At 66.7% G+C, this 16,154-nt stretch carries 17 protein-coding genes; 11 read left to right on the top strand and 6 right to left on the bottom strand.

Annotated elements, in window-relative coordinates:
- Positions 1-9 precede the first annotated feature (9 nt).
- From AB0E69_RS07120 to AB0E69_RS07105, 4 genes are all read left to right on the top strand, one after another.
- On the top strand, positions 10-459 hold the full coding sequence (locus AB0E69_RS07120) for a DUF305 domain-containing protein (protein ID WP_360140980.1): 450 nt from the start codon (positions 10-12) through the stop codon (positions 457-459).
- A 63-nt stretch (positions 460-522) separates the two neighbouring features.
- Positions 523-1,128: a phospholipid methyltransferase gene (locus AB0E69_RS07115; RefSeq protein WP_360140977.1), complete on the top strand. Its 606-nt coding sequence runs from the start codon at positions 523-525 to the stop codon at positions 1,126-1,128.
- A gap of 6 nt (positions 1,129-1,134) precedes the next feature.
- The gene (locus tag AB0E69_RS07110) at positions 1,135-1,605 is read left to right on the top strand and encodes a hypothetical protein (protein WP_360140974.1); all 471 of its coding nucleotides are present in this window, start codon (positions 1,135-1,137) and stop codon (positions 1,603-1,605) included.
- Between the two features lie 58 nt (positions 1,606-1,663).
- Positions 1,664-2,305: a DUF305 domain-containing protein gene (locus AB0E69_RS07105; RefSeq protein ID WP_360140971.1), complete on the top strand. Its 642-nt coding sequence runs from the start codon at positions 1,664-1,666 to the stop codon at positions 2,303-2,305.
- 42 nt (positions 2,306-2,347) lie between these two features.
- Here the strand turns inward: AB0E69_RS07105 and AB0E69_RS07100 are convergent, their stop codons facing one another.
- Both AB0E69_RS07100 and AB0E69_RS07095 read right to left on the bottom strand, forming a co-directional pair.
- Complete coding sequence (locus tag AB0E69_RS07100) at positions 2,348-3,157, bottom strand: alpha/beta hydrolase (RefSeq protein WP_360140968.1); 810 nt, start codon at positions 3,155-3,157, stop codon at positions 2,348-2,350.
- Positions 3,158-3,197: 40 nt separating this feature from the next.
- Positions 3,198-3,653: a nuclear transport factor 2 family protein gene (locus AB0E69_RS07095; protein ID WP_360140965.1), complete on the bottom strand. Its 456-nt coding sequence runs from the start codon at positions 3,651-3,653 to the stop codon at positions 3,198-3,200.
- 101 nt (positions 3,654-3,754) lie between these two features.
- Between AB0E69_RS07095 and AB0E69_RS07090 the strand changes: the two genes are divergently transcribed.
- The 3 genes from AB0E69_RS07090 to hrpB all read left to right on the top strand — a co-directional run bounded on the left by AB0E69_RS07090 (position 3,755) and on the right by hrpB (position 9,319).
- The gene (locus tag AB0E69_RS07090; RefSeq protein ID WP_360140962.1) at positions 3,755-4,651 is read left to right on the top strand and encodes a LysR family transcriptional regulator; all 897 of its coding nucleotides are present in this window, start codon (positions 3,755-3,757) and stop codon (positions 4,649-4,651) included.
- 140 nt (positions 4,652-4,791) lie between these two features.
- Positions 4,792-6,390, top strand: coding sequence for a hypothetical protein (locus tag AB0E69_RS07085; RefSeq protein WP_360140959.1), 1,599 nt, complete (start codon positions 4,792-4,794; stop codon positions 6,388-6,390).
- 403 nt (positions 6,391-6,793) lie between these two features.
- Positions 6,794-9,319 (top strand): ATP-dependent helicase HrpB, encoded by a 2,526-nt coding sequence (gene hrpB, locus AB0E69_RS07080; protein ID WP_360140956.1) that lies wholly within the window; start codon positions 6,794-6,796, stop codon positions 9,317-9,319.
- Between the two features lie 16 nt (positions 9,320-9,335).
- Here hrpB and AB0E69_RS07075 read toward each other — a convergent pair whose 3' ends face one another.
- Together AB0E69_RS07075 and AB0E69_RS07070 are read right to left on the bottom strand one after the other, a co-directional pair.
- A complete protein-coding gene (locus AB0E69_RS07075) occupies positions 9,336-9,728 on the bottom strand; it encodes an ester cyclase (RefSeq protein ID WP_360140953.1) in 393 nt (130 codons plus the stop codon).
- 16 nt (positions 9,729-9,744) lie between these two features.
- Positions 9,745-10,269 carry a CGNR zinc finger domain-containing protein gene (locus AB0E69_RS07070; RefSeq protein WP_360140950.1) on the bottom strand — a complete coding sequence of 175 codons (525 nt, stop codon included), beginning with the start codon at positions 10,267-10,269 and terminating at the stop codon, positions 9,745-9,747.
- Between the two features lie 85 nt (positions 10,270-10,354).
- Here AB0E69_RS07070 and AB0E69_RS07065 point away from each other — a divergent pair, with 85 nt between their 5' ends.
- Complete coding sequence (locus AB0E69_RS07065) at positions 10,355-11,491, top strand: epoxide hydrolase family protein (protein WP_360140947.1); 1,137 nt, start codon at positions 10,355-10,357, stop codon at positions 11,489-11,491.
- An 83-nt stretch (positions 11,492-11,574) separates the two neighbouring features.
- On the opposite strand, the gene AB0E69_RS07060 is transcribed toward AB0E69_RS07065, so the two are convergent.
- Positions 11,575-12,618 (bottom strand): LacI family DNA-binding transcriptional regulator, encoded by a 1,044-nt coding sequence (locus AB0E69_RS07060; RefSeq protein ID WP_360140944.1) that lies wholly within the window; start codon positions 12,616-12,618, stop codon positions 11,575-11,577.
- A 165-nt stretch (positions 12,619-12,783) separates the two neighbouring features.
- Between AB0E69_RS07060 and AB0E69_RS07055 the strand changes: the two genes are divergently transcribed.
- From AB0E69_RS07055 to AB0E69_RS07045, 3 genes are read left to right on the top strand one after another with little or no spacing between them, the layout of a single operon-like run.
- Positions 12,784-14,049: an extracellular solute-binding protein gene (locus AB0E69_RS07055; RefSeq protein ID WP_360140941.1), complete on the top strand. Its 1,266-nt coding sequence runs from the start codon at positions 12,784-12,786 to the stop codon at positions 14,047-14,049.
- Positions 14,050-14,105: 56 nt separating this feature from the next.
- Positions 14,106-15,002, top strand: coding sequence for a sugar ABC transporter permease (locus AB0E69_RS07050; RefSeq protein ID WP_360140938.1), 897 nt, complete (start codon positions 14,106-14,108; stop codon positions 15,000-15,002).
- Positions 14,999-15,829 (top strand): carbohydrate ABC transporter permease, encoded by an 831-nt coding sequence (locus AB0E69_RS07045; RefSeq protein WP_360140935.1) that lies wholly within the window; start codon positions 14,999-15,001, stop codon positions 15,827-15,829. The genes AB0E69_RS07050 and AB0E69_RS07045 overlap by 4 nt, the downstream gene beginning before the upstream one ends.
- Here the strand turns inward: AB0E69_RS07045 and AB0E69_RS07040 are convergent.
- Positions 15,791-16,108, bottom strand: a complete 318-nt coding sequence (locus tag AB0E69_RS07040) for a hypothetical protein (protein WP_360140932.1) — start codon at positions 16,106-16,108, stop codon at positions 15,791-15,793. The genes AB0E69_RS07045 and AB0E69_RS07040 overlap by 39 nt on opposite strands.
- Positions 16,109-16,154: the final 46 nt, after the last annotated feature.

Raw genomic sequence — 16,154 nt, 5'->3', positions numbered from 1 at the left:
GCTGCGGATGTGACCTTTGCCTCGGAGATGATCCTGCATCACCAGCAGGCCGCTCAGATGTCGAGTATGGCGGCGTATCAGGCGAACTCGTCGTCTGTGAAGAAGCTAGCTGCTCAGCTCGATGTGGTGCGGGCTGCCGAGGTGAAGCAACTGTCGGCCTGGCTGACCGGCTGGGGAGCGAAGATTCCGGAGCAGTCGCACAGTCACGAGGTGTCGCTGCCCGGGGTGATGACCGAGGACGAATGGTCCGAGGTCGGCCGCGCCGAGGGCCTCGCGTTCGATCGGCTGTGGCTCCGGATGATGATCCGGCACCACCAAGGTGCGATCACGATGGCCAAGGCCGGTGAGAGAGCAGGACAGAACTCTGCCGTGGTTGCGCTCGCGAAGAAGATGCAGGTCGACCAGACGGCTGAGGTCGCGGCCATGCAACAGCTACTGGGCCGACTGGTCGTCCGCTGAATCTCATTGGGAATACTATGTGCCATAGTAGTAGGCCAGAACTTCTGCATGGGGGGATCGATCATGGCAGCGGAACCGGCCGTGGACCGTCTGGACGCGGTTCGGACGGAGTTCGACGTAGCGGCGATGTTGAACCTGAGCGGGCTGAGCGGGCGCGTCGATCGGGTCTGCGAGCTCGGCGCGGGCACGCACGAATGTGCTGAGTGCATGATCGCTGCGCTGGGCGTGGACGTGTACGAGGTGTACGGGACGCCAGGGGCTCGCCTCGGACAGTGGCACGGATTGCCTCAGGTTGTGATGCGGCCTCCGTACGCACGCAGTCTCGTCGACACGGAATCGGGCTCGGTGGATCTCGTTCACGCGCAGCAACTGTTCGTCCGGCGGCCGTTCGTGACGGTTGTCGGCTACCTCGAGGAGATGATCCGTGTTGCTCGTCCGGGCGGAACGGTCGCGTTCGGAGCAATCACGGAGTACTGCATCGACGACGTCGTACTGAGGAGGTGGATCGATGGTGACTCGACAGATTGCCATGTCCTTCCGCGAGCCTGGACGATCGACATGCTCGACCGTCGCGGCCTTACGCTGCTCGGCAGCTACGTCCAGTTGATCACCACTGGACGGTCGGAGCTACTGGTGTTCCGCAAGCGCCAAGTGCGGTCGGTACGCTGAGACTCGATGGATACTGGGGATCCGGTAGTGGCACCGGGGCTTGTGCGGTCGTTGCTCGGCATGGTGGTGCTGGCCGGCGTGTTTGCCATGCACGCCCTGACCATGCACCACGATCCCGGCATGGCCGACCCGTCGCCCATCGCGGGCTCGAGTGTGCCAATGGTGAGTAGTAGCAACTATCTGCAGCGCAGCAGCATGCACGTGATGCCGGAGGTGGTTGCCCCGGTCATCGAGTTGTCGAGTCCGTCGATGACCGTTGCGTCGTACACACCGAGCAGGTCCAACGCCATGAGCGCGGTCTGTCTTGCGGTGCTGGCGACGGCGCTGCTTGGACTCGGGTTGGTCCTGTTCTGGATGCGGTCGGGGCGTACGGCGCCGTGGTGGTCTCGGTACGCCGTCGTCGTACCTGCCTCCGGCGGGCGGTCGCCGCCATGGCTCATTCCATCGTTGTTGACGCTCTGCGTGCTGCGGATTTAGGCCGTCCGCGGCTTCCGCACGCATGGCATCTTCAGACAACGATGGAAGGACAAACTTCATGAAGCGCAGTACGCGCGGCGTTCTGGTAGCGACCGTCGCCCTCGGGATCGGCCTCGGATTCGCTGCCTGTGGCAACGAAGACGGAACGCAGCCCAGTGGATCGTCGAGCTCGATGCCGGGCATGAACCACAGCACCATGGACCCGACCACGGCGGGCACCGACACCGCCTCGGTTGACCACAACCAGGCCGACGTCCAGTTCGCAACGATGATGATCCCGCACCATCGCCAGGCGGTGGAGATGGCTGACCTGGCGCTGAAGAAGGCGAGCAACCCGACGGTCAAGCAGTTGGCGACGGCCGTCAAGGGGGCCCAGGATCCGGAGATCCAGCAGATGTCCGCCTGGCTGACCGGTTGGGGTCAGATGGTCCCGACGCCCGGTATGGGTCATTCGATGCCGACCGGGCAAGGGATGATGACCGAAAAGGAGATGACCGCGCTCGACAAGTCCAGCGGCGCAGCATTCGACCGGATGTGGGTGCAGATGATGATCAAGCACCATCAAGGCGCGATCGCGATGGCCAAAACCGAGCACGGCTCCGGCCAGAGTACGACAGCAACCGCGCTGGCCAAGCAGATCGAGACCGGTCAAACCGCCGAGATCGCAACAATGCAGAACCTCCTCAGCCACCTGAAGTAACTCCCCGACCCGGCCCGGACTCGTACCCCGAGCCCGGGCCGGCTATGGCCGGTCGCGGTGTTGCTGGAGGAAGTTGGTGATGGCTTGGGCTGTGGGTTCGGGTTCTTGTTCGGCGGGGTAGTGGCCGGATCGCTCCAGGACTAGGCCGGTGAGGTCGGTTGCGAGGGTGCGGAGGCCGTGCGCGACGGCGGAGCCCATCGCGTAACGTCCTCCGATCGCGAGGACGGGCGTGTGGATCGGGTTCTGTTGGAGTCGTTGAACATCCGTCAGGTCGTCGGCCCGGGTCCGGTAGTAGCCGAGTCCCGCCTCCAGCACGTCGTAAGTCGTGTAGGCGTCGATGTAGGAGCGCACTGTCTCCGGGTCGAGCCCGGCGGGACCGGCGCTTTGCCGGAGGAAGGTTCCGTAGTAGGCGTCCTCGCGTCCTGGGACGAGTTGTTCGGCGAGGCCGGGTGCGCGGTTGAACGGCCCGTGCCAGGACGGGTAGTACTCGGCGCCCGGCGCGGGGATGTTGATGTCGATGCCTGGAAGGATCTCCTCTTCGATGACGATCGCGTTCACCGCCTCGGGCATGGCGGCGGCCAGGAGAAGTGCGACCGTGCCTCCCCAGTCATGGCCTACCAGCGAGAATCGCCTGCGCCCGAGCTCGCTGAGCTCGCGGCCGAGGAGGTCGGCAAGATCGCCCTTCCTGAAACTTGGTGTGCTCCCCGGTGGCTTGCCCAGCCCTGGCAGTGTGACCGGGATCGGCGCGAAATCGCTGCGACGCAGGAATGGCAGCAGGCCTTGCCAGTGGATCTCGGTGACCGGCCATCCGTGCAGGAGCACGACAGGCCAGCCGCGCGACGAAGTACTCACCCTTCCATCATCCCCCGACGACGTACCTCCGAACGGCGGATTAGGCGGATAGTAGAGCTCCCGCGCCGAGGTGGTGGAGGAAGGTGCGGTTGTCGGTGCGTACGTGTTCTTCGACGATGCGGCCGGTGGCGTCGAACTTGAAGATGTTCATCAGGTCCATGACGACTCGAGTGCCGGTCGGCTCGAGGGGGCCGACGGGGGAGTGCGTGAAGGGGTGGACGAAGGTGCCTTCGATCCAGGTCTGGCAGGCGATGTAGTCGCCTTCGGCAATGATAATGCCGCGACGGATGGTTCGGTGGGCGAAGGCGGCGCGGAGTGAGCGGAAGTACTCCGTCAGACCGGCGTAGTCGGCGTCGAATCCGCCGGGGCCGTGGAACGAGAAGTTCTCGATGTCGAAGTACGAGTCGGCCTCCTCGGGATTCTCGCCCGAGACCTCGAGCTCTCCGGCCCGGACCAGGCGTGCGACGAGTTCGTCGCGGGTGTACACGTCAGACATGGTGATTCCTTTCTGTGTACTTTAATCCTGATCAGCGTCGAGACATCACACAAGCGACGGTTCTGCAGACGAGGTATGCGAAAGACTCATACCCTGTAACCATGGCGGAACTAACACTGGCAGGATTGCGCGTCGTGCTCGAGGTCGCACGGACGGGCTCGTTCAGCGCCGCGGCCGGGCGACTCGGCTACACCCAGTCGGCCGTGTCGCGGCAGATAGCGGCGACCGAGAAGGTCGCCGGTACGCCGTTGTTCGAGCGTCATGCCCGAGGTGTACGGCCGACTGCGGCGGGGGAGGTGCTGGTTCGTCACGCCGCGAAGGTGATCGACGGTGTCGACGCGGCGGGTCAGGCGCTCGCCGGACTCCGTGACCGGCTCGCCGGCCGTCTCGTCGTCGGCGGCTTCCCGACCGTCACAGCAGTTTTGTTGCCTCGGGCAATCGCGAGACTCGCGCGGGTCCATCCTGGCCTGCAAATCCGGCTGTACGAGGGTTCGACGCCGGCTCAGTTGGCGGCGCTACGCCGCGGGCGGCTGGAGGTCGCGATCGTCGCCGTCGGCGAAGGGCTGCCGGCGTACGACCTGAAAGGGCTGAGCCGGACCGAGCTGCGCAGTGGGCGAGGCGCGGGCGTGGCCGTGGCGGAGTCGCACCCGTTGGCCGTCCGCGAGTGGGTCGAGCCGGCCGACCTCGTCGACCAGAACTGGGTGGTCGGCGCCCGGACCGGCGACGGACCGGAGTTCGGCGCATGGCCCGGGATCGTCGACCCGAAAGTCTCCTTCGCAGTACGCGACTGGCCGACCCGTCTCGGCCTCGTCGCCGCGGGCCTGGGAATCGCGCTCGTACCAGGCGTAGCAGCCGAGTCGCTGCCACGCGGCGTCCGGTGGATCGCGGTACACGACCCAGCTGCGCTGCGGCGTACCGCCTGGGCCCTGACCACCAAACGCCCGAGCCCAGCAGCGACCGCCATGGTCCAGGCCCTCGCGGAAGAACTCAGTCAGTAGCCCGGCGCCAAGCAGGTGAGCGCGAGGGAGGGGCAGGATGCGACTTCGGCACCGGTTTCAACTTCTGGGGTGCAGGTCCTGGCGGTTGGGTTGCGTGGGCGCCTACCGTGCGAGCAGGGGCGATCGAGGGGGTGGGCTCCATGGTTGATGCGCGACCGGTCACCGAGTTGCACGAGGTTGTCCAGCAGGCGGTGTTTGCGTTCTCGACCTATACGGTGACGTTGCATACGGTGGGTCCGGCGTCGGCGTTGCCGGTTGGGACAGATGACGCGCGGCAGCGAGCGCTCGCGTCGTACGAGGACGACATGTTCCTCTACGTCTATCGCGCCGACGCGCCCTTTCGTACGTACGTCGTCGCGAACCAGGAACCGGTCACGATCCATTTCGCGACCGAGGTCGAGTACGAGTCCGAAGATAAGAAGTACGTGCTCGTCTCGCCGGGCGCCCCCGCACGGCACGACGTCGAGGCGTCGGTGACCGGTCTCCGGACGGTCTTTCCGGGCAGCGGTATCTCGATTCTGCACACCGTTCTCAGCGGTACCGGCGAGCCTGGTGCCGAGCTGTCCGAGTACGAGCTGATCAAGCTCGCCAAGTTGTGGCAAGGCGGCGAAGGGCTCGCGGATGCGGGGCGCGCTGGATCCTGGGTCTCGTTCAGCGGTCTCGGTCATGCCGAGCTGGGCTTCGGTGACCTCGTCCGAGCGCTCTTCGGCGACCCGTCGCTGGACGATCGGATGCGGACGGGCACAGTCGAGGTGGAGAGTCCGCTCAGTGCCCGCGAGAACCAGCAGGTCGTCGAGGACGTCGCGACGCTGCAGTCCGGTGACGCTGCGGGACTTCGTACCCTGATGGACGCCGATGACCGCTGGGACCGGCTCGTCTCGATCGGTGGCCTGCTGCAGGGGTTGCTCGATTTCAAGAAGGTCGATCGGGCCGAGCTTCGAGATGTAGTGAAGGAGGCGAAGCTCGATGGTGAGCATCTGCTCGGCTTCCACAAGGGAACGCTGCTCTCGGTACAGCTACCGACCGAGCAAGAAGACCGGTACACTCCGATCCCGGCGAACCCGTACCTCGTCATTCCCCATGCCGTCATCCTGCACAACGAGGAGCGGCTGAAGAACGCGCGGGCGATGGGGCTGGCGCTTCCGGCCGGCCAACTCGACATCCTCGGACCGCACCGCCGCCGACTCAGCTGGTCGCAGCGAAGGGACGCCGCCTTCCGGCGACCGATCAGCCTGGACGGGCAGCGGCGGCTGGTGGAGCAGGACCGGCGCGGTGTGCCGGCCTCTCGTCCCGGGCAGCGGGTACCGCTGGTGGCGGCGCTGAAGGTCGCGGCAGGTGGGCGAGTGGAGGAGCTCGCCGATCATCGACTCGTCGGTCCGCTGAGCATCAAGCACACGGTCGTCGGACTCCGGGATGCGTCCGATGTCTTCGCCCATCGGCTCCCCAACGTCTTCCACTACGGGGGAGAACGCTGGGTCTTCAGGCGAGGTCACTCCTCGCGCGGACTCGGCGAGTTCGAGAGCATGGTGCGGCTGCGGCTGGACGAGATCTCCAACGACGTCGACGGCAGGATCAAACGGCGCGACGCCTCGACGATCGTCATCGCGATCACCTTCCCGGTCCTCAGCGCACTCCAGGCTGCCGTGTCCGAGAAGACAGAATGGGTGCCGGCGTGGATCTTCCCGATCATCGCGGTACTCGTCATCCTGAGCCTGATCCTCTGGCGTCTCCGCATCTGACCGAGCCCGGTCCTAGGCTCCAGGGACGATTCCTCCGGACAGGTTGATAGTGGGTCCGGGGGGTGTAGACCGGCATGACGTCGAGGGAGACGGCGCGGGCGGTCAGGCCGGGTGGTGTGGAGGTGCCGGTCCGGGCGTCGTACGAGGTGCTGGTTGGGCTCGGTTGAAAGTGGTGAGCGGTGTTGGCCCGTCGGCAGACCGGCGACGAGGCTCAGGAGTACGCCGTACAGTGGCCGACGTCCTAGCACTGGAGCAACATCTCGACGCATAGGTTGATCCGGTTCGTCGAGCGACTGACCCAGCGCGACCTCGACGCGTTTCCATACCTGGCTCCAGCAGGCTGATCTCTGACGGTCCGGGCGCCGCGGCTTGGTCTGTGGTGTTGGTCGGATAGCGTCGGGGTGTGTTGCTGCCTGAGTCGTCGGTGTCAGGGGCTGATCTGCCGGTGCGGGCGGTTTTGCCTGCGACGGTCGAAGCGGTGCGTTCGCGCGGTACTGCGGTGTTGGTGGCGCCGCCCGGATCGGGAAAGACCTCGCTGCTGCCGCTTGCGTTGGGCGACGCTCTCGAGGGGACGATCATCGTGGCCGAGCCGCGAAGGTTGGCAACCCGTGCGGCGGCGGCCCGGCTGGCGATGCTGGTTGGCGAACCGCTCGGGCAACGGATCGGCTACGCGATGCGGGGTGAACGCAGCGGCGGACGAGGACTGCGTGTCGAGGTGGTGACGACAGGGCTCCTCGTACGGCGTCTGCAGCAGAACCCGGAGCTGCCCGGTGTCGCAGCGATTGTGATCGACGAGTGCCACGAGCGGCACCTCGATGCCGATCTGCTGCTCGCGTTCTGCGTCGACATCCGGGCGAACCTTCGGGAGGACCTGGCGATCGTTGCGACCTCGGCGACGCCGGACACGGTCAGGCTGACTCGCGCACTGGGCACTGACGTTCCGGCGCCCGTGATCACCGCGTCGGCTGCGCTGTTCGACGTGGCCGTCGAATGGGCCCCACCACCGGTCCCCGTGCCGCTGCTTCCCGGTGGGCGGGTCGACCCGCGCCTGCTGGATCATGTCGCGGCCGTCGTCCAGCGTGCATGGACCGAGAACGACGGCGACATCCTCGTGTTCGTCCCGGGGGAGGCGGAGATCAACGGTGTGACTCGCCGGTTGGCCGGTCGGAATGTCCTGCCGTTGTTCGGTCGCCAGTCGAGGGCTGAACAGGACCGAGCGTTGGCCGCGACCACCACTCGCCGGATCGTGGTTACGACGTCGGTCGCGGAGAGTTCGCTGACTGTGCCCGGGATCAGGGTTGTGGTCGATGCGGGTCTTGCCCGGGAGCCGCGGACCGATCAGTCCCGAGGCCTCGGTGCGTTGGTCACCTGCCGAGTGTCGAGATCGTCGGCCGACCAGCGAGCGGGTCGCGCTGGGCGGGAGGCACCTGGCCGGGTCTATCGGTGCTGGTCTGCCATCGACCATATGCATCTCGACGATCACCCGGCGCCGGAGATCGCGACCGCCGATCTGGCAGCTTTCGCCCTCGACCTTGCGGCGTGGGGTGCGCCCGCCGGCGACGGTCTGAACTTGTTGGAGGTGCCCCCCGCCGTGGCGATGACCGCGGCCACCGAACTGCTGCGACGCCTCGAGGCCGTTGACGACAAGGGCCGGATCACCGAACGGGGACGGCGGATGGTGGCGATCGGGGCGCATCCGCGGTTGGCTCGTGCGCTGATCGACGCGACGCCGCGAATCGGCACCGACCGGGCCCGCGAGATCGTCGCGCTGCTCTCGGACGACTCCGGCCGCGACTTCGGTGATGATCTCCCGGCTCGCTGGCGAGCCCTACGCCGCGGCGACGATCGCGGAGCCACGGCACGCTGGCGAGAAGAAACAAAGCGCCTCGGCCGAGACACGACGACTGGCAAACCATTGGGTGGGCCAACGGGTCAGGCGACTCATGTCGTACCGGACGACCTTGCGGTGGGGCTTGTGGTGGGGCTGGCGTATCCGGATCGGATCGCGCGGATCCGGGGATCCGGCTCGGCGACGTACCAGATGTCTGGTGGTACAGGTGCCACGCTGGATCCGGAGTCGCCGTTGCGGACCACGACCTGGCTGGCGATCGCGGTTGCCGACCGGGCGCCTGGTCGCGCCGATGCCAGGATCCGTTCCGCGGCGCCGATCGATGAGCAGACCGCGCGAGACATCGCAGGCGAGCTTGTCTCGACCACCGACCAGATCCGCTGGGACGACGGCCGGATCGTAACGCGGCGCGTGGAGGCACTCGGCGCGATCGTGCTCAACGAGGTCCCGCTGGCAAAGCCCGATCCACTGCTCGTCCAAGCGGCTGTGCGCGACGGTATCCGGCGCAGCGGTCTGTCCGTACTGCGTTGGTCGGAGGCTGCGCTTGCCTTGCGGCAGCGGCTCGCGTTCTGTCACGCCCACCTCGGAGCCCCGTGGCCCGCGGTCGACGACGAAGCTTTGCTGGCTGGTCTCGACGAATGGCTGGGTACCGAGCTCGCCTCGGTGCGAGGCGCGCGCGATCTTGCCCGCATCGACGTGACTTCGGCGCTCCGGCGACTACTGCCATGGCCCGCAGCAACCCGGTTCGGCGAACTCGCACCGGAACGGCTTCAGGTCCCATCAGGCTCACAAGTGCGACTAACGTACGACGGCGCCGAGCCGCCGGTCCTGGCAGTGAAGCTGCAGGAAGTATTCGGCTGGACTGTCACTCCGGCCGTCGCGGACGGTCGCGTCCCCGTCGTTCTGCACCTACTGTCTCCCGCACGGCGCCCGGTCGCGATCACGAGCGACCTCGCCTCATTCTGGAAGCAGGGCTATCCCCAGGTCCGAGCAGACCTGCGAGCCCGCTATCCCCGCCATGCCTGGCCGGAAGACCCACTCACCGCCACCCCGACCAAGCGACCAAAACCTCGCCAGTGAACCGCCCTGCAGCAACTCAGCGGTCGAATTGGGACGCGACCGCCTCGCGGTCGATGAGGGACCAGACGTGCGCGATCCGTTCTCCCTCGAACCGATAGAAGACGTGCTCGGCGAAGGAGACCGGTCGCCCTGTGGGTTCAAGGCCGAGGAAGGTTGTTTTGGGCGTGCAGTCGAACCAGAGTCGGCAGGCCACGATGTCGCCGTGGGTCGAGAGGAGATGTGCCTCGTAGCGTAGATCGGGGACCGCGCGAGTGTCCTCCGCGATCATCGCGGCGTACTCCTCGCGGGTCAGCGGCCTGTCGTTGTAGACGAGTTCGTCGCAGACGTAGCGATCCAGCGCGTCGAACCGTCGAGCGTTCAGTGCGTCGAGGTAGGCCAGGTACGTGGACTCCAGGTTGTCATGGGTCACTGTGTCTCCCTCCAGATCATCCGGCCTGTTGCCGGCGCTCGCGGTAGACGCGGGTCTTGTGGCGGTTGCCGCAGATATTCATGTCGCACCAGCGCCCTCGACCACCGCGCGACGTGTCATGGAAAGCCCATTGGCAGTCCGGCGCTGCGCAAAGCTTGACTCGGCTCCAGTCTCCACGGCCGACGGCCACGACCACGGTCTCGACGAGCGCGTCTAGCCATGGCCGTCCCGACCGGGCAGCGATTCGCAGCCCGCGCGAGTGGTCCTGTACGAGCTGAAGCGGGTAGTTCGCCAAGGCAGTGTCGGCATCGATCTCACCCGAGCGCGACTGACGCAGCGCCGTACGAAGCGCGATCGCGTGCGCCAGATCCTCCGGGCCCAGCTTCTCGCCGACGGCGAGCAGGTTCCACTCGGTCAACCGGTCCGCCAAGTCGGCTGGTGACACCAGCTGCTCGCCGCCGGCATGGCTTCGGCCGTGCCGGCTGAACGACCGCTGGTCGACTGTGTTGAGGAATTCAGTGATCAGATCCAAGCCATCCACGACACCAGCTTACTCGATTACTGGTGTCGCAATCCTCCGACACCATTGTTAGCTTTCAGTGGTGTCGACGGAAAGGATGCAGAAGATGTCCGGACCTCAACAGGTGCTCTCGGTGTCCGACGCCGACCTCGCCGATCTCCGTGCGCGCCTGACCGCGACGCGCTGGGCGAGGCGTTGGCCGGTCGATGCCTGGACAGCAGGTACCGACAGCGACGAGCTGCGTCGGTTGGTCGGCTACTGGTGTACGGCGTATGACTGGCGTGAGCACGAAGCGGCGATCAACGCCTTGCCGTCCGCTTTCGCCGACGTCGCCGGTACGTCCATTCACTATTTGCGTTTCGATGCCGGCCGCGACGGCGCACTACCGCTCTTGCTGGCCAACGGCTGGCCCAGCTCCTTCCTCGAACTGACCGAGTTGGCCGAGCGGTTGTCGGTGCCCTCGCAGTACGGCGGTAGTGCGGAGAACTCGTTCACGGTGATCGTGCCGAGCCTGCCCGGATTCGGGTTGTCTCCGCAGCGGCCCACCCTCGGCGGGGCCCCGCTGACCCACGAGATCTGGCATGGGCTCATGCATGACGTGCTCGGTTTCGAGCGGTACGGCGTCCACGGCTCCGACCTCGGCGCGGGTGAGTCCAGCTTGCTCGCGCAGGCTCATCCGGAGGCAGTCGCCGGGGTACATCTTCTGGACGCCGACGGACCGCTAAGCCCTGACCTGCCTGGAATGACCGAGCAAGAACGTGCCTATCTGGCGGCGGAGGAGGCGTGGTCCGATGAGGAACGCGGCTACTCGCACCAGCAGCAGACCCGTCCGCTGACCCTCGCCCAGGGCCTGTCCGACTCGCCGTCGGGCCTGCTCGCCTGGATTCTCGAGAAGTACCGGGCGTGGAGCGACTGCGACGGCGACCCGGCCGCCCGATTCGGCGACGACTTCCTGCTGACCCAGGCGTCGCTGTACTGGTTCACCAACACGATCTCGACCTCGTTCCGGCCGTACTACGAGCGCGCCCACGGAATCTTTCCGCGCATCGAAAAGGTCGAGGTGCCGACCGCGATCGCCGTCTTCCCTCACGACCTCGGAGGCCGGCCGCCGCGCGACTGGATCGAGCGGACCTACAACCTCACCCGCTACACCACCATGCCCCGCGGAGGCCACTTCGCCGCCCGGGAGGAACCAGCCCTACTCGCCGATGACCTCACCGCCTTCTTCTCCGAACTGACCTGAGGCCAGGTGACCGCGGTTCCTGGGGTGCGGCGACTGCTATGGCAGCGCGAAGACGAGCGCAGTGCCGAGCGCGCGGATTCGGATCAAGGCGCGCCGAAGGGTGTGGTGCTGCCGCGGACGATGAGCTCGGTGGCGAGTTCCAGCCGGTGGTGCTGCGGCGTCTCGCCGCGGCCGAGGGTGATCGCGAGGTCGGCGGCCGAGGCGGCCATCTCGGTCAACGGCTGCCGGACCGTGGTGAGTGGGGGTGTGATCCAGCCCGTGAGCGGGAGGTCGTCGAAACCCACCACGCTCAGGTCGTCCGGGATCCGCAGCCCGGCCTCGGCGGCGGCGCGGTACAGCCCGAGCGCCTGCAGGTCGTTGTGCGTGAAGACCGCCGTCGGGCGGTCTGCGAGAGCGAGCAGGGTCCGGCCGTGGGTCAGCCCGTCCTCGGTCTGGAAGGTGCCTTCGTAGATCAGGTCCGGTGTCACCGGCGTACCCGCGGCGTCCATCGCCGCGCGGTATCCGTCCAGCCGGGCCCGGCTGGACAGCATCCGGTGCGGTCCGGTGATGGTGGCGATCCTGCGGTGGCCGAGCTCGAGCAGATGCCTGGTCGCCGAGAAGCCGCCGCTCCAGTTCGCGGCTCCGACGGACGGGAACTGGTGGCCCGGGTCGCCGGTCGGATCCAGCAGCACGAACGGGATGTCGCGGCTACGGATCTGGTCGCTCTGCTGCGGGGTGAGGCCGGAGAACACCGCGATGACGCCGATCGGCCGGCGAGCCAGGACGCCCTCGATCCAGCCCCGGCCGGGCGTGTGCCCGTGCATCTCGGACAGTACGACGGCCAGTCCGTTCTGGTCGGCGACCCGCTCGACGCCCTTGATGATCTCCATCGCGTAGGCGCCGGCGAGCTCGTGGAAGACCAGCTCGACCAGGGCGGAGCGGCCGGCCGGCTTCTTCAGCCGCCGGAAGCCGTGCCGGCTGATCACCTCTTCGACCTTGGCCCGGGTCCGCGGCGCGACGTCCGAGCGGCCGTTGATCACCCGCGACACGGTCGGTACCGAGACACCGGCCAGCTCGGCGATCTGGGCCACGGTCATCTCCGGCGCGGCCGCCCGGGTCACCAACGATGGATCGGTAGTACCGGTCATGGCGGCGAGTGTAGCTCCGAAACTTCCCGCTGAATGTTTCGGAAATACTTCCGGAATGAGCTGTTGACCTGCCCTGTGACCCGCCTTACAGTTCCGGCAGTCTTTCGGTCTGAGCTTCGAAACTTTCAGGCCGAGTCGGTCTGTCCGCGCCCCAGGAGGTTCGCCATGAAACGTCGTATCGCCGTCGCCCTCACGGCCGTGGTGACGCTCGTCGCCGCCGGATGCTCGGGCGGCAGTTCCGGGTCGGGCGGCGGCGACCCGAAGTCGTTCGACTTCTGGTCGTTCTCCGGCATCAACCAAAAGGCCGCCGTCGAGGAGTACCAGCAGAAACATCCGGACCGGCACGTCAAGCTCACCGAGGTGGGTTCGTCGGTGGAGACCGCCCAGGCCCTGACCACCGCGCTCGCGGGCGGCAAGGTGCCGGACCTGGTCCTCATCCAGGGCGACGACATGCCGAAGTTCGTCGAGCAGCCGCAGAACTTCGTCGACCTGCGCACGCTCGGCGGTGGCGATCTCCAGAAGGACTACCTGGACTGGGTGTGGTCGCAGAGCGTCTCGAAGGACGGGCCGGTGCTCGGCATTCCGACCGACGTCGGCGGTCTGGCGATCGCGTACCGCAAGGACCTGTTCGCGGCGGCCAAGCTGCCGACGGACCGGGACGCGGTGAGCAAGCTGTGGCCGACCTGGGAGAAGTTCATCGAGATCGGCAAGCAGTACAAGGCCGCCACCGGCAAGGCGTTCATCGACAACGCGGGGACGAGCGTCTTCTACCAGGCCGTGAACCAGGGCGACATGAAGTACTACGACGCCGACCACAACCTCGCCTACGACCGCAGCCCACAGGTCAGGAAGGCCTTCGACTACGGACTGGCCGCGGCACAGGCGGGCATCACGGCCAAGCTGAGCTCGTTCTCCGAGGGTTGGTCGGCGGGGATGGCGAAGGGTGCCTTCGCCGTGGTCGCCGCGCCGTCCTGGATGCTCGGCGGGATCCGCACCAATGCACCGGCCACCAAGGGGAAGTGGGACGTCGCCACGATCCCGGGCGGCGCCGGGAACTGGGGTGGCAGCTACCTGGCGATCCCGAAGAACGCCAAGAACCCGCAGGCGGCGTGGGACTACATCAAGGAGATGCAGTCGCCGCAGTCGCAGCTCGCGCACTACCTCGGCTCGGGCTCGCTGCCGTCGACGCCGGCCGTGTACAAGGACCCGAAGCTGACCTCGCACCAGGACCCGTTCTTCTCGAACGCGCCGACCGGCAAGATCTACACCGAGTCGCTGCTGGGCCTGAAGCCGTTCTACATCGGCCCGGACAGCTCGGCCATCGGGCAGGAGTTCCTGAACGCGGTCACCAACGTCGAGTCGGGCAAGGGTGATCCGGCGAAGGCCTGGGACACGGCGCTGCAGAACATCAAGACGGCGATCGGGAAGTGAGCGATACCCTCACCGCGCCACGGACCTCGACGCCACCGCTGGCGTCGAGGTCCCGGATGCGGCACAGTCTCGGCGAACGCGTCGCGCCGTACGCCTACATCGCGCCGTTCTTCCTGATCTTCGCGATCTTCGGCCTGTTCCCGCTGCTGTTCACCTTCTACGTCGCGCTCTTCGACTGGAACCCGGTCGCCGCGCACACGTTCGTCGGGCTGGACAACTTCTCCCGGCTGTTCCACGACCCACGGTTCTGGAACGCGATGCAGAACACGATCAGCATCTGGGTGCTCTCCACAGTGCCCCAGCTGCTGATCGCGCTCGGTCTGGCGCACCTGCTCAACCACGCGCGGCTGCGGTTCGCGACGCTGTTCCGGATGTCGATGCTCGTTCCGTACATCACGTCGGTGGCCGCGACGACGGTCGTGTTCGCGCAACTCTTCGACCGCGACTACGGCCTGCTGAACTGGGCGCTGCATCTCGTCGGTATCGGCCCGGTGGACTTCGCCCAGTCCACCTGGGGCAGCCAGCTGATGATCGCGACCATGGTGATCTGGCGGTGGACGGGGTACACGACCCTGCTGTACCTCGCGTCGCTGCAGGCGATCTCGCGCGACATCTACGAGGCGGCGTCGGTCGACGGAGCCGGCAACTGGAAGCAGTTCCGCTACATCACCGTTCCGTCGCTTCGTCCGGTGATCGTGTTCACGATCGTCACCTCGACGATCGGTGGGTTGCAGATCTTCACGGAGCCGCTGCTGGTGTCGCGCAGCTCGCCGATGACGTGCGGACCGGTCCGGCAGTGCCAGACCCTGACGCTGTTCCTGTTCGAGCAGGGCTTCGGCCAGTTCAAGTTCGGGTACGGCGCGGCGATCGGCGTCTCGCTGTTCGTGCTGGTCGTCGCGTTCGCGCTGCTCAACTTCCTGCTGTCGACGAGAATCCGCCGGGAGAAGCCATGAAGCGCCGGATCGATCGTGTGCCGTGGTGGGTCTATGTCCTGCTGGTCCTGGCCGTGGTGGGCGCCGTGTTTCCGTTGTACTGGATGTTCGTGGTCGCCTCGAACGACTCCGCGACGGCGTACAAGATGCCCCCGCGGGTCGTGCCGGGGACGAACCTGTTCCACCTCGCGAACCTCGTGTTCAGCACGGTTCCGTTCGTCCGCTCGCTGATCAACAGCACCGTGGTCGCAGTGGCGATCGGGGTCGGTCACGGCGTACTCTGCGCGCTGGCGGGCTTCGCGTTCGCCAAGCTGCGGTTCGCGGGCCGGAACACGTTGTTCCTGATCGTCGTGCTGACGATGACGGTACCGACGCAGCTGGCAGTGATTCCGCAGTACATGATCATGTCCAGGCTTGGCTGGGTGGACACGCTGCAGGCCCTGATCGTGCCCGGCCTGGCCAGTGCGTTCGGCATCTTCTGGATGCGGCAGCACATCGGGTCGACGGTCTCCGACGAGTTGTTGCAGGCGGCAAGGATCGACGGGGCGAACAGCTGGCAGATCTTCTGGCAGATCGCGTTTCCGCTGGTCCGCCCGGCCGCGTTCGTGCTCGGGCTGCTCGGCTTCGTGACCGCGTGGAACGACTTCCTCTGGCCGTTCGTCATCCTGAAGTCACCGGAGATGTACACGGCCCAGATCGCGATCAAGGCCCTGCAGAACAGCTACGTCGTCGATCTCGGCCTCGCCATGGCCGGCTCGTTCCTGGCCACCGTCCCCCTGCTCGTCCTGTTCGTCTTCGTCGGCCGCCGCCTAGTCACCGGCATCATGGACGGCGCCTTCAAGGGCTGACCTCACGGCCGGCCGGCTTGCTACGGCTGGTCGGGTGCCGGCCGGCTTCTTGCGGCGGCGTGGTGCGGCCGACCGTGGGGGTGTCCGGCGCATGTGGTCCCGCGTGCGGCCGAGGATGTCGGCGAGAGTCTCGATGTCGGCGCCGGACAGCGGGGCGAACAGCAGGTCGTCGAGGACCGTGATGTGCCCGGGAAGACCTTCGCGAGCACAGTCCGTCCGTCGTCGGGTGAGGCTGACGGTGATGCTCCGCTCGTCGTCGGGGGACTGGATACGGGTCACCAGACCCCGCTTCTCGAGCGTCTGGGCCTGGTAGGTCAGTCCGCTG

It is taken from the genome of Kribbella sp. NPDC026611, from assembly GCF_040638345.1.
In the GTDB taxonomy this organism is placed as follows: Bacteria; Actinomycetota; Actinomycetes; order Propionibacteriales; family Kribbellaceae; genus Kribbella.
The sequence above is the reverse complement of the archived record's forward strand: the minus strand, read 5'-3'. Positions and strand labels throughout refer to the sequence as shown.